The 12,642-nt window shown below is 66.1% G+C and carries 8 protein-coding genes; all 8 read right to left on the bottom strand.

What is annotated here, in order from left to right; translation table 11 throughout:
* Positions 1–52: 52 nt before the first annotated feature.
* Positions 53–2,803, bottom strand: coding sequence for a translation initiation factor IF-2 (infB, locus tag WFH23_RS00380; protein WP_090146751.1), 2,751 nt, complete (start codon positions 2,801–2,803; stop codon positions 53–55).
* A gap of 75 nt (positions 2,804–2,878) precedes the next feature.
* Positions 2,879–3,136: a YlxR family protein gene (locus WFH23_RS00375; RefSeq protein ID WP_090146750.1), complete on the bottom strand. Its 258-nt coding sequence runs from the start codon at positions 3,134–3,136 to the stop codon at positions 2,879–2,881.
* A gap of 97 nt (positions 3,137–3,233) precedes the next feature.
* Positions 3,234–4,229 (bottom strand): transcription termination factor NusA, encoded by a 996-nt coding sequence (gene nusA / locus WFH23_RS00370; protein ID WP_090146748.1) that lies wholly within the window; start codon positions 4,227–4,229, stop codon positions 3,234–3,236.
* A gap of 109 nt (positions 4,230–4,338) precedes the next feature.
* Positions 4,339–8,991 (bottom strand): FtsK/SpoIIIE domain-containing protein, encoded by a 4,653-nt coding sequence (locus tag WFH23_RS00365; protein WP_336661235.1) that lies wholly within the window; start codon positions 8,989–8,991, stop codon positions 4,339–4,341.
* 24 nt (positions 8,992–9,015) lie between these two features.
* Entirely contained in the window at positions 9,016–9,501 is a 486-nt protein-coding gene (gene yiaA, locus WFH23_RS00360) for an inner membrane protein YiaA (protein WP_336661233.1), read from the bottom strand.
* Positions 9,502–9,595: 94 nt separating this feature from the next.
* On the bottom strand, positions 9,596–10,183 hold the full coding sequence (locus WFH23_RS00355) for a hypothetical protein (RefSeq protein WP_336661232.1): 588 nt from the start codon (positions 10,181–10,183) through the stop codon (positions 9,596–9,598).
* Between the two features lie 2 nt (positions 10,184–10,185).
* A complete protein-coding gene (locus WFH23_RS00350; protein ID WP_336661230.1) occupies positions 10,186–12,264 on the bottom strand; it encodes an alpha/beta hydrolase in 2,079 nt (692 codons plus the stop codon).
* The gene (locus WFH23_RS00345; RefSeq protein WP_090146737.1) at positions 12,261–12,569 is read right to left on the bottom strand and encodes a hypothetical protein; all 309 of its coding nucleotides are present in this window, start codon (positions 12,567–12,569) and stop codon (positions 12,261–12,263) included. The genes WFH23_RS00350 and WFH23_RS00345 overlap by 4 nt, the downstream gene beginning before the upstream one ends.
* Positions 12,570–12,642 lie beyond the last annotated feature (73 nt).

Genomic DNA, 12,642 nt, shown 5'->3' with positions numbered 1-12,642 from the left:
GCGGATCAACCGAAGCTGATCCTCCCCGCCCCTGTCAGGCGAGCACCGCGTGTTAGCCGCGCGGCTTCTCCACCATCTCGGTCGTCTCGATCTCGTCACCGATCTGGATGTCGTTGAACTTGCCGAGACCGATACCGGCCTCGTAGTCCGTCTTCACCTCGGTGACGTCATCCTTGAAACGACGCAGCGACTCGATGGCCAGGCCATCGGCGATGACGACGCCCTCGCGGATGACACGAGCCTTCGCGTTGCGCGTGATGGTGCCACTGCGCACGATGACACCGGCGATGTTGCCGACCTTCGAGGAGCGGAACACCTCGCGGATCTCGGCGACACCCGAACGGACCTCTTCGTACTCCGGCTTGAGCATGCCCGTGAGCGAGTTCTCGATGTCATCGAGCGCGTTGTAGATGACGTTGTAGAACCGGATGTCGATGCCCTCGCGCGCTGCGCGCTCGCGAGCCTTGACATCGGGGCGCACGTTGAAGCCGATGACGATCGCGTTGTCGATCGTGGCGAGATCCACGTCCGACTCGGTGATCGCACCGACACCGCGGTGCAGGATGCGGAGCTGGACCGAATCGTCCACCTCGATCTTCATGAGCGATTCCTCGAGCGCCTCGACGGCACCCGACACGTCACCCTTGATGATGAGGTTGAGCGACTCGACCTTGCCATCCTCGAGCGCCTTCGTGAACTCTTCGAGGCTGATGCGCTTGCGTGCCTTGGCGAGCATCGCGTTGCGCTCTGCAGCCTCGCGCTTCTCGGCGATCTGACGGGCGGTGCGATCCTCGGAGGTGACGATGAAGTTGTCACCCGCGCGCGGAACGCTCGAGAGACCCTGCACCTGCACCGGACGCGAGGGAACGGCTTCGAGCACGGGATCGCCGTTCTCATCGCTCATCGCACGAACACGGCCGTAGGCCGTACCCGCGACGATCGCGTCACCGACGCGCAGCGTACCCGACTGGATGAGCACGGTCGCGACGGATCCGCGGCCCTTGTCGAGCTTCGCCTCGATCGCGACACCGCGTGCGTCCTTGTTCGGGTTCGCACGCAGGTCCAGACCTGCGTCAGCCGTGAGCAGTACCGCATCGAGCAGGTCGTTGATGCCGACGTTGTTCTTCGCCGACACGTCGACGAACATGACGTCGCCGCCCCACTCCTCGGAGAGCAGACCGAACTCGGTGAGCTGCTGACGCACCTTCTCCGGGTTCGCGCCTTCCTTGTCGATCTTGTTGACCGCGACCACGATCGGCACGTTCGCCGACTGCGCGTGGTTCAACGCCTCGATCGTCTGCGGCATGATGCCGTCGTCAGCTGCGACCACGAGGATCGCGATGTCGGTGACCTGCGCACCACGGGCACGCATGGCGGTGAACGCCTCGTGGCCCGGAGTATCGATGAAGGTCAGCGCGCGCTCGATGCCATCGTGCTCGGTGTGCACCTGGTACGCACCGATGTGCTGCGTGATGCCACCGGCCTCGCCGCCACCGACGTCTGCCTTGCGGATCGCATCGAGCAGGCGGGTCTTACCGTGATCGACGTGACCCATGACGGTGACGACCGGCGGACGAGCCTGCAGCACGTCGTCACCCTCTTCTTCGAGCTCGGCATCGATGTCGATGTCGAACCCTTCGAGGAGTTCGCGATCCTCGTCCTCGGGAGAGACGATCTGGATCTTGTACCCCAGTTCGTCACCGAGGATCTGGAACGTGGCCTCATCGAGCGACTCCGTCGCCGTTGCCATCTCTCCCAGGTGGAAGAGGACGGTGATGAGGTTCGAGGCATTCGTGTCGATCTTGTCCGCGAAGTCGGAGAGCGATGCACCGCGACGCAGACGAACCGGCGTGTTGCCGTTACCGCGGGGAACGCTGACACCGCCGAGCGACGGGGCCTCCCGCATCTCGAACTCTTGCCGCTTCGCCCGCTTCGACTTGCGCGCCTTGCTCTTGGAGCCGCCACGGCCGAACGCACCAGCGGTGCCTGCACCGCGGCCGCCGCGGCCACGGCCGGCGAAGCCGCCTGCCGGGCGCGGCGCGCCGAAGCCACCTGCACCGGGAGCGCCACCGCCGCCGCCAGGACGGTTGAAACCGCCACCGCCGCCACCGGGACGACCGCCGCCGGGACGACCGGGGCCGCCTGCACGACCGCCGGGGCCGCCTGCGCCGCCGCCCTGAGGGCGCGGAGCGGGGCGCGGAATGTTTCCGGGGTTCGGGCGCCCGGCACCGCCGGCACCGGGACGACCCATGCCCTGATTCGGGGCGAACGGGTTGTTGCCCGGGCGCGGGGGACGGGGGATGCCCATGCCCTGGCTGGACGCGAACGGGTTGTTGCCCGGACGCGGGCCACCCGGCTTGGGGCCACCCGGCTTCGACCCGGAGGCGGGCTTTGCCGCACCCGGCTTTCCGTCAGCGGACTTCGCCGCACCGGGCTTCTGCCCGCCCGGCTTCATCTCGGCCAGCGCTTCTGCAGCCGGGGATGCGGGTTCTGCCGCCGGCTGCGCCGGGGCGGCCTCGGCCGGGGCAGGAGCCTCGGGCTCCGGCTTCGGGGCGGGCTTCGGGCCCGGCTTCGGGGCGCCGGCAGCCTTCTTGGCGGCGGGCTTCGCAGCCGCATCGCCGTCACCCTGGGCCTTGGTCACACCGTCTGCCTCGAGGGCAGCCTTGACCTTGCGCGCCACCGGGGGCGCAATGCTTGACGAGGACGCCTTGACGAACTCGCCCATATCTTTGAGCTTGGCCAGAACGACCTTGCTATCGACACCGATCTCCGCAGCGATCTCGTGTACGCGTGGGTTTGCCACTTTTCTCCTGTCTGGGTTCACGCCAGACAGGCGAGAACCATTAATTAGCCGACGGGCTTCATTGTGAGCCGCTCATTAGTTGTCCATGAGTGTTTTCAGCCTGTTCTCTAAGGGACTTACGTCGGGTTTCCCCGACACTCGCAGTGCACGGAGGAGGATTCCTCGCGTCACCGCACGATCCAGACACTGGAACACGGGATGCACCCACGCTCCTCGCCCCGGAAGCACCGCGCGATCGTCAACCAGAAGTCGACCTTCGCGCACCACCACCCGCAGCATCTCTGTGCGCGGGGCGCGTTTGCGACACGCGACACAGGTCCGAACCGGAACCATCTTACCAGCTTCCTACTTTCTGCTCTCCCAGATGCGGCGCCGCTCTCAGGCGAAGCCGCATCTGGGAGCCTCAGACGCTCACGATCAATCGCGTGCGTCAGTCGTTCATGATGGAATCCGGCTGGATGTCGATCTTCGCGCCCGTCAGCTTCGCGGCGAGGCGGGCGTTCTGACCTTCCTTGCCGATCGCGAGCGAGAGCTGGAAATCGGGAACGAGCGCACGCACCTGCTTCAGCGATTCGTTCAACATGAACACGTCGGTCACCTTCGCCGGCGACAGCGCGTTGGCGACGAATGCCGGCAGCGCGGGCGAGTAGTCGACGATGTCGATCTTCTCTTCTCCGAGCTCGCTCATCACGGCGCGCACGCGGCTGCCGAGTTCGCCGATGCACGTGCCCTTGGCGTTGATTCCTGCCTGCTTCGCGCGGACTGCCACCTTGGTGCGGTGACCGGCTTCGCGGGCCAGCGACACGATCTCGACGAGCCCCTCGGCGAGCTCCGGTACTTCCCGTTCGAAGAGCTTGCGCACGAGTCCGGGGTGGGTGCGGGAGACGATGACCTGCGGCCCCTTCGTGCCCTTCGACACGCTGGTGACGTACACGCGCAGACGGGTGCCGTGCGCGTAGCTCTCACCGGGGATCTGCTCCTCTGGAGGGAGGATCGCCTCGAGTTCGCCCAGGTCGATGTGCACCATGCGAGGGTTCGGCCCCTGCTGCACGACGCCGGAGACGATCTGGCCCTCCTTGTCTTTGAAGGTGCCGAGCACTGCGTCGTCGGTGAGGTCGCGCAGACGCTGATTGATGACCTGCTTGGCGGCGCTCGAGGCGACTCGGCCGAATTCATCGGTGGTCACGTACGACTCGCCGATGACCTGGCCCTCGTCGTCGAGTTCGGGGATGAGCACGGAGATCTCGCCGCTCTTCCGGTCGAGGGTCACGCGCACATCGCTCTCGCGGGGAACGGGGAGCTTCTGGTTCTCCGCATGGCGCAGGTATGCCGACTGAATCGCTTGCTCGATGATCTCGATCAGTTCGTCGAAGGGGATTTCCTTCTCACGCTCGATCTGACGCAGCGTGACGAGTTCGATCTTCACGAGTGGCCTCCTGTGGTATTGAGATGTCTATTCAAATATGGTCCGCGCGCAGGCGGACCACTCAGGATACCCCACGTGCCTCACCTCGTTTCGGGTGGCGTGCCGCACGTCAGTCATCCGGTAACGCGACGTGCACCGGTTGCACGCGCCCCGATTCGATCGCCAGCCCTCGGCCGATAGGAAAGTCCGCACGCTTGACCCGACCCAAGGACTCCCGAAACGGCGACTGACCCTCGGAACCGTCCGGCTGGAGCGCGAGCCCCCAGTTCGGCTGCTTGAGTGCGCTGAACAGATCCCAAATCGCACTCCCGCTGCTCTGCTCGAACTCGAACAGCACGAGCACGTCCGAGCGCCGGGCGGCCTTCGCGAGCGCGATGAGTTCGGGGAGCGCTTCGGTGCCTTCCGCATCGGCCGGCCGTTCGATCACGATGATTCCGCGCTTTCCCGGCGGCGGGAAGACCGGCACGGGTTCCTCGAATGCAGGATCGGGCCGACCGGCCGACCCATCGCCGAGGGTGCCGCCGATGATCCCGGCACCGATTCCTCCCGCTGCGGCTCTACGAGCCGCCGGTCTTCCTCCGAGTGCGACCGTCAGCGCTCGCGCTCGATCCTTCACCTCCTCTTCACCGGACCCGATCTGCTCCCAGTTCCCCCGTATTCTGAGTCCGTCTGAAGCGAAGGTCAGCAGCACCCGTTCGAGAGCCTCCCCCCGAGCACCGGCCCACCGCCGGAGCGCCTGCACGCAGACGCGAGCCGCCGTCGAAAGGCCTGAGCCCGGAGGCCCTGCGATGACGCCGAGCCCGGTGGCAGGCATTCCGATCGGTGCGAAATCATCGGTGTTGATGCCGTACACCGGTCGCCCACCGGCATCCTCGCTGAGCGCCGAGAGAGCGATGTGCGTCGGCGCGTTGCGGATCCGCGGCGCCTCGGGCACGCCGCCGTCGCGGAGCTCCTTCCCGAGCCGTTCGAGTCCGTGCACCTGGGCGCTCAGACCGTCTCCGTCGCCCACCCGTGCGATGTGGATCTCATCGTCGGCACGACCCATCAGCGCACGGCCCGCAGGGGCGTCCTCAAGCGCATCTGCACTCACCCCGAGTTGGCTGTAGTCGTGCGTGCCCGTGAGGCGGAATACGAACTGCTGCTGCACGGCAGACGACATCGCAGCCGGGATGGCGCCCGGCCGGTCGCTGGTCAGTACGACATGCACCCCGACCGAGCGCCCCGCCGACATGATCTCGCCCAGCATCTGCATCGGGGAAGCGGTTCCTCCGAGGGCCTCGGTGGCCTGCCGGAACGCCGCGAAACCATCGAGCAGGAGCACGACGCGAGGCTCGCTCCCATGATCGGCGGTGCGTCGGAACGCCCGCAGCCCACCGGCCCGCGCGGATGCGTACCGGGAGCCGCGCTCGCCGATGAGACCGAGTAGATGGCGCAGCACGCGTGAGGTGAGCTCCGAATCCGTCAGGGGCGCCACCGCACCGACGGTCGGCAGCGCGTCGAGCGCGTCGAGGGCTCCCCCGGCGGCGTCGATTGCGTAAAGCTGCACAGGGTACCTGCCCGCGCTCGAGCTGAGCGAGGCGGCGAGCGTCATCAGGGCAGTCGACTTTCCGGTGCCGCTTGCGCCGATGAAGGCGACGTTTCCCGTCTCTTCGAGGTCGATCACGACGGGGCGCTGAGCCTGCGATGCCGGTTCATCGCGCAGGCCGATCACTGGAGCATCATCGATATCACCGAGGAGTTCGACCGCCTGCTGCCGGAGCGACTCGAGCCCGAGTGACACGGGAAGCGCGTCGAGCCACGGGCGGCGCGGCGCGGCGACCCCGGTCTTCACCGCCGCCGCCACGATGCCGTCGCGGAGCTGTTCGATATCCCGCGGAGGCTTCGCGCGACGGCGCGGTACGAGCTGGGGTTCCGGTGGGATGTTCCACGGCTCCCCCTCCGTGAAGCCCAGTGATCGAAGCTCGACACGGGATCCCGGGGCGCTGTGTGCGGCTCGTCCTCCGAGGTATCCCGTCTGGAAGTCGGCGATACGCCCTGGGCCGACCTTGAATGCGCCGCGGCCGGGAGTTTCGGCGTCGAAGAAGGCCGCATCGGAGACGCCGAGCACGTCGGTACTGTCCGATTCGTCTGCCATGCGCAGCGCGATGCGCAGATTCGTATTGGCGCGCAGATTGTCGGTGATGACCCCCGCGGGCCGCTGCGTCGCCATGACGAGGTGCAGCCCGAGCGAACGGCCGCGCTGGGCCACGTCGATGACGCCGTCCACGAATTCGGGAACGTCTGCGGCGAGCGCGGCGAACTCGTCGATCACGATGACGAGCACTGGCGGTGCCGCAGGATCCGAACGTCGCTCCATGGTGATCAGATCCTTGGCGCCATGCGCGGCGAGCAGTTCCTCTCGGTAGCGCAGTTCGGCCTTCAGCGACGCGAGCGCTCTGCGCACCAGGTGCGGGCTGAGGTCGGTGACGAGCCCGACCGTGTGCGGAAGGTCGACGCATTCCGCGAAGGCGGCGCCGCCCTTGTAATCGACGAGAAGGAACGTGAGCCGATCCGGGCTGATCGTGGCGGCCATGCTCATGATCCACGTTTGCAGGAACTCCGATTTCCCGGCGCCGGTGGTTCCTCCGACGAGCGCGTGCGGCCCGTGCGTGCGCAGGTCGATCACGGCGGGGCCGTCGGGGCTGTGGCCGATCGCGGCAGCAAGGGAGATCGGTTCGCGCTCGTCCCCGGTTTTCCAGTACCGGGACACGCTGCCGGACTGGTGCCATGCGCGCACCACTGGCTCTGCCCCGCCCAGCAGGTCGGTGCCGTGCAAGTCCCTCAGCTGCACCGTCTTCGGGAGGTCGCTTTCATCCAGAGCACGTGCGCTCACATCTTCTACCGGAGCGAGGCGCCTCGCCAGTTCGAGGGCCTGCAGCGATTCCATCGGTGCAAGGAGTTGGAGCTGGATCGAGGTGCCCGTTCGCACGAAGCTGACCCGGCCTTCGGCGGTGCTGAGCTCGACGAAGGTGCGGCATGCTGCGGGGAGTCGGTCCGTGGAGGGGGCCACCCAGATGAGGTGCATTCCGTGATCAGGGCCGTCTTCCGCGAGTGCGATGATGCGGGAGGGATCGATGAGCCCGGCGTCGAGCACCAGCACGACCACTGCTGGAACTACCGGAAGGTCGCCGACTGCAACGCCGGAGTCCTCATCGTTGCGCGTCTTTTCCTCGAGATGCGACCGCACGGTTCGGCGGCGGTTCGTCGCCTGCCGCCTGGATTCGAGCAGCCCTTCGAGAGCAGTGATGAGTCGCGCCGAACTGGCGGAATCATCGGCCAGCTGCCAGGAGAGGATCGGACTGGTGACGGTGTCGATATGCGGAAGCCATTTCAACCATTCCCACTCGCCCGCGTGATGCGCCGATGCGAAGCAGGCGAGCACCAGTTCGGACGGAGAGTGGAGGCCGGCGAGCTGCATGATGAGAGACCGGGCGATGCCCTCCGCCCAGATCGGTTCTCCCACCACGCCGATCGACCCGCACCGCTCGAAACGCTCGAGCAGCGGGACGGGTGCGACGTGAGCGAACTCCGCTTCGACGCGCTGAAGCGCCTCCCACTGCACGAGGTCGGTCTCGCCTCGCGCGGGCAGTGCGATCTCGGTGCGACTGGGAAGCTCACCGTCGCCGAAACGAACCTCGAGGAAGGATCGGTGCTCCGGTCTGCGCGTCCAGAGCAGGCCCGAGCGGTACTGCACCGCATCGGCGATCTCGGCGAGCGTGGGGGTCTCGGAGGCGCGAACCTCGATTTCGCGTGTTCTCAGGTCGGTGAGTTCAGCGCGATCGAGGGCGAGTGATTCCACGAACCTCGCGAGATCGCGCTTCTGCTTGCGTTTGCTTCCCGCGCGGGTGTCGAGCCACGATCCGATCATCATGAGCGGGGAGAACGCGACCATCATGAGGCTCATGGGTGATTGGGTCACGAGGTACATGGCGCCACCCATCATCATCGGCGCCAGCATCGCGAGCATCGGGATTCGATTCCGTTCCGCGGGGCGCGGCGGGGCGGGGAGTTCGCGCTGCGATGCTGGAAACACCGGGGCCACGCGCGGAGCGCGGACGTGCATGACGCGGTGCGAGAAGCCCGGGGTGTCGGGCACGGGCGGTCCCGGCGTGATCCGCACCGTGACGTCTCCGAGGGCGATTTCGCGGGGTCGATCGACACGGCACTCCGTGATCGCCTCTCCTTCGGGTCCGCCAAGCAGCACGCCGTTGGCGGACCCGAGATCGTGCACGACGATGCTCGTCGTACGGCCGGCGACGATTTCGACCTGGGCGTGCCGTCGCGACACGCTCGCGTCAGTGAGGTGCACGCGGGAGCTGGGGTCGCGGCCCACCGCGTTCGTGCCGGCGATCAAACTGTAGGTCGCTCCGGCGTGCACGCCGGTCAGTACTTCGAGGTATGCGGCGACGTCGATGAGCCGTCGTTCGGCGCTGCGATTGCCGAACTCGGGAACGGCTTCGATGATCCACCCCGATTGCAGCCCGGAGGCGCCGAGCGGTGACATCGGGTCGAGGAGCAGCACGGGTTCGGATGCTCCGGCTCTGCCCCGCAGGGTGACCGGAATGCGACGGGTCTGCGCGGCGCGAGCGAGTCGTCCGTCTCCGGAGACACCGGCTCTGAGGAGCGCTCTTGCCGCGTCGCCGACCGTTGCGGTCACGTCGCATGAGAGCGTCACGTCGTGAAGACCGAGGTTCGGCACGGCGAGGGTGAGCTTCAGCTTCATGTGGGTTGTTCGTGCAGCGTCCGCTCACTCCACGGGCGCGCTCTGGAAGCGGTACAGGGGAGCATCCGTATCCTCATCACCGCCGGGTTCTGACGTTTCGCCACGGAAGCGAGCGAGGTCGCGCACGTTCTTCTGCACGGCTACGGACGCGAACAGGCTCATGGCGAATCCGATGCCGTAGAACCCCTTCTCGCTGAGCGTCATGCTGCCCGCATTCCAGAGGCCGATCGCGAGGAGACCGAGCGCGAGCGCAACAGCGCACCAGGCGATTCCATAGTAGAGATTCGTCACCGGCAGTTTCTCAGCACGGTCGCGCACAGTCTTCTGCAGTGAGACCGCAGCGAACAGCCCGAACATGAGCACGGTGAAGTAATAGCCCTTCTCGTTGAGTTCCATCCGCGCATTGAACAGGCCGATCAAGTACGTCGACATTCCGATCAACAGCGCGAGCCACGAGGCGCCGATGAAGGCCGGCGTGGGCTTGTGCGGCGATTCCTGGAGTTCGTGCATGGTGGTTGTCCTTCCTGCAGCAGCGTTCGATGTCGCCGCTGGTGTTCGTGCCTACCGTGGTGGGCTCGTGAGCGAACGGCTCCGAGCATGCCGCTCATTCCTCCGATTCGTTCTCCAGTTCGCTGTGGAGCCTCCAGTTGGTCACCGTGTTGTTCACGGAGCAGGCGGTCGCGACTTCCAGGGACATGCCCTCCTTCGATGCCTGGAAGGCCAGCTGCGCGCCGTCCTCACCGTCGGCGCGGAAGTACGGATCTGACTCGTACGAGCGAATATCGGACACCGCCCAGCCCTCCGATTCCCAGAAGGAATGCACCGCTGCAGCCGCGGCCAAAGGATCCTCTGCGCTCATGTTCTTCAATGACTCGTCCAGCCGCCCTCCTGAACCGCAATCGCGAGGGAAGAGGGAGTTCAAAGTTCTAGTGCGATCTTCAGGTCTGTCGCGCGCCCAAAGAACGTTCTTGTCGTAGATGTCGTACCAGCCCTCTGCGACTCCACTCGCGGCGATCGCAGCATCGAACTGCTCCCCCACCCATTCCCGCTGCTCGTCCAGCGTCATGTTCGTCGTCTGATTCCCGGGTTCGCTCGACACGATCGGCACCTCCTGCATGCAACTCGACAGCATCGTGATCGCGGCGACGACCGTCGCGGCGATCATCATGTGCTTCGGTCTGATCCGACTCATGGTCATTCGGCCTCGCATCTCACTCGGATTGGCGTCACCGTGCCGTCGACGCCCGTGATGGCCTCGACGCACATCCCCTCGGTGCGGGTGAACGACCGCCTGAGGTCCGGGTCAATGAGACCGGTCGTGATCTTCGCGACGGTGTCCAGGGATTGGGTTCGCACGTCGAGGTACCCGTGGCCTTCCGAGGCGGACATTCCCACGATGCCCGGTCGATCGCCTTCGCCGATCGTGGAATGTCCATCGGTTTCCTCCAGATTCTGACTCGGATCGCCCTCGGACGAGAATGAGAGGCCTCCGGCGTACACGGGACTCTGCAGATACAGGTGGAACGGGTCGCGCGCATCAGGGTTCGGCTGCCCGCGGCCGGGAAAGCCCGCGCCGAATGGCGCCAGATGATCGCCTGAGGCGTGGGTCGTGAAGATCGCCTTCTGCCCCGCCGTGAGCTCCCGTACCCGCAGCACTTCGTACGAAGGCACCTTCTCGGTGTCGAGACCCGCGGAGCCGAGCATGGTGAGCGAGTCCACCGGATGGTCCTCGCCGATCAGGGTCAGCGCGAACGTGGCGAGCGTGGTGCCGTAGGAGTGGGCGAGCACGTTCACCTCCGGGACGCCGGACTCGCCCGCGCTTCGCGCCGCGTGAGCACCCTCGAGCTCAGCCGCGAAACGCGGCGCGCCCGCCCTGGCCGCGTCCACGGAGAGCACTCCGAAGTCGCCCGTCACCGGCGAGTTCGGGGCGTCGTACCCGAGCCAGGCCACCGTCGCGGTCGAACCTGAGAACCCCGACACCTTGTTCTGCGCGCTGTAGACGTGCCGGCTCGCCTCATCCCAGCCTTCCAGCGCCAGATGGGCGTCGCTGTTCATTCCCGCGACCTGCCAGGTCGTATGCGTCACCGTGTCCAGGTCCCCGTACCCGACCGCAGTCTTCGGCACCTCACTCGTCATATCGAGTGCGACGAGTTGGATGGGCGGCCTTCCCTCTCCGAACTGCTCTTCTTGATCGGCTTCGAGCTTCAGAATCTCCCGAATATCGGCCAGCAGCTGCAATTGCTCGGGGGTCATTGCTTGCGGGTGCTGCTGGTAGAACTCCACCATCTTGCGGTTCGCCGCATCGCGGACCCCATACGGGAGACCGGGAAGATTGCCGACGACCCATGGCACCTCATTGATCAGGCGCTCGCGTTCCACCGGCTCCAGTGCCGCCCAATTCACCGCGACGGTTTCAGGGTCGGGCGGGTGATCCCATGTGCGCTCGCCCGATTCGGTGCCGAGCAGTTTCGTCAGCAGCGGATGCGACTTCTTCGTCTCGGGCGCATCTTCACTCGTGCCCCACAACTCCCCGGATATGGTCACGGCGATGGTGAATGTGCGCGCCTCCGCACTGTCGGAACTCACGTTCAGGAGCTGCCCGATCGCGGTGTCGTCGAGGGCACCGATCAGACGCTCTTCAGCTCTCCGACGCTCCTCGATGAGGTTCGACCACGTCGTCTTCGCGTCTTGGATGCTCACGAGTGCGGCTTGCCAGATCGATGCGGCGCGCATCCATTCGTGCTCGTGCATCGAATGCAGGTGCTGCACGGCGAGTTCCCGCTGGTCGGCGTCGAGGTCTCGCGCCTGACTTCCGAGCTGGGGTTGGGGCATCACGCCTGGTGCCCCAACAGACCACTCATACGGCGTCTCGACGCGAATCACTGCAGCGATGCTCTCGATCTGGACGGTGCACTGATGAATCTCAGAGAGAGCATCGTCCACACCCTGCCGTGTCCGTTCTGCGCTGTCATGAATCCGGTCCACCTCCGACGCGTAGGCGTCGAGGGCGCTCTTCGCATCGCTCGCCGCCCGGAATACCGTGTTTGCTCCCGGGAGCAGGAATTCGCTGATCTTCGTGCTGAGGGTCGCCAGGGCAGTGCTCTTCTCCGACCCGAGGGTGAATCGAGCATTCTGCACATCTGCGGCGTACTGCATCGCATCCGAGGCGACATCCTGCGCGAATCGACCGATCGCGTTGATCTCGTCAACTGACCCGACTACGGGCGTGCCCTCGAGCAACGTCGCACCGTCGACTGGAACGTAGATCGTCACCGCCCGGTCCCCCTCACGGCGAATCCGGTGTAGAGAGCGCTCGCCAGACGCGCGTCCAGATCAGAGCTGTCGCTCATGATGCCGGCGACCCCGGTGCTCGCGGTCTTCGCAGCGTCAGCGAGGGCGAGTCGGCCGGTCGAGAGTCCGGTGACGAATCGCGCTATCTCTTCGCCGGCTCCCGTCATCGTCGCGGGAGCACCGGCCGGCAACGATTGGTTTCCGTCGATCATCACACGCGATGCAGCGACGAGATGTGAGGCTGCCGCTTCGAGCACCGCGTCGGAGATTTTCAGACCGTCAGGCATAGTCATTCCCTCGTTTCACAGAGACTCGGCGCGACCCGCAGCGTGCCATGGCTCCCCGGCCGCACCGGAGCAC

Source organism: Leucobacter sp. USHLN154, assembly GCF_037145595.1.
GTDB classification, from domain to species: Bacteria; Actinomycetota; Actinomycetes; order Actinomycetales; family Microbacteriaceae; genus Leucobacter; species Leucobacter alluvii.
Note: the sequence above shows the minus strand (reverse complement) of the source record. Positions and strands in the feature narration are given on the sequence as shown.

Coding starts and splice junctions, on each gene's coding strand:
- WFH23_RS00375 (WP_090146750.1), bottom strand. CDS start 3,136: ATGGTTCCGGTTCGGACCTGTGTCGCGTGTCGCAAACGCGCCCCGCGC.
- WFH23_RS00365 (WP_336661235.1), bottom strand. CDS start 8,991: ATGAAGCTGAAGCTCACCCTCGCCGTGCCGAACCTCGGTCTTCACGAC.
- yiaA (WP_336661233.1), bottom strand. CDS start 9,501: ATGCACGAACTCCAGGAATCGCCGCACAAGCCCACGCCGGCCTTCATC.
- WFH23_RS00355 (WP_336661232.1), bottom strand. CDS start 10,183: ATGAGTCGGATCAGACCGAAGCACATGATGATCGCCGCGACGGTCGTC.
- WFH23_RS00345 (WP_090146737.1), bottom strand. CDS start 12,569: ATGCCTGACGGTCTGAAAATCTCCGACGCGGTGCTCGAAGCGGCAGCC.